Genomic DNA, 968 nt, shown 5'->3' with positions numbered 1-968 from the left:
ACGATTGGTAACATTTCGCGTAAATGATCTGTTAAAATACGATAAAATAATACTTCATTTCGATCATGTAACGCTGTTAAGTATACATTCTTTAATAAATCATCAGGCTGAGAACAAAATTGTTCGTATGCTCGGCGTGCTTGTTCTTCCAATGTTAAAACCGCTGGCGGTAATAACCCTTTTAAACCTAATTCTTCTCTTTCTTCTTGCGTGAAAGCGACCCCTTTATTTAAAAGTGGTGTTGATAATACTTCTACTCCTCTTAATGTCGTTTCTAATGAACCATTAGAAGCTACTGTAAACTTACTCATAACATCCCTACCTCTATTCATATATAGCATTTCTATATTGTAAACAAAAAAGAGGGGCTTGTCCCCCCTCCTCTTCTGTTAATTTTTCTTTAAAAGAGTTGCTCCTGCAATCCCTGGGTGCGTCATTTCGAATGGATCTAGAATTAACTCTAAGTCTTCTTGTGACAGTACACCATTTTTCACACAAAGTTCTCGAACGGATTGCCCTGTCGCAATTGCTTCTTTCGCAACGCGAGCTGCTGCTTCATAACCGATATGAGGGTTCACGGCTGTAATAATTCCTACACTCTTCTCAACATACTCTTTTAAGCGATCTTCATTCGCTTCAATTCCTTTTAAGCAATTATCTGTAAAGGCACGGAAACCGTTATTCATAATGCTAATGGATTGAAGTAAGTTGAAAACAAGTACTGGTTCCATAACGTTTAATTCTAATTGACCTGCTTCTGAAGCAAGGCAAATTGTATGGTCGTTACCAATTACTTGGAACGCAATTTGATTAATTACCTCTGGCATAACAGGGTTTACTTTCCCTGGCATAATAGATGAACCTGGTTGACGAGCAGGTAGCATAATTTCCGCTAAGCCAACACGTGGACCTGATGCCATTAAGCGAAGGTCATTCGCAATTTTAGACATATTCATCATACATACTTT

1 protein-coding gene and 1 pseudogene are annotated in these 968 nt (G+C 38.0%); both read right to left on the bottom strand.

Annotation, left to right across the window (positions count from 1 at the left end; genetic code table 11):
- Positions 1-332: pseudogene (locus tag AC0NJG_RS28565) on the bottom strand (NAD-dependent malic enzyme); the annotation flags it as partial.
- 57 nt (positions 333-389) lie between these two features.
- Positions 390-968, bottom strand: a 579-nt coding sequence (locus AC0NJG_RS28560) for a lyase family protein (protein ID WP_048519483.1), incomplete at its 5' end; no start/stop codon positions are given.

It is taken from the genome of Bacillus sp. SSR7 (assembly GCF_055902415.1).
This window is presented reverse-complemented; position numbering and strand designations above follow the sequence as displayed.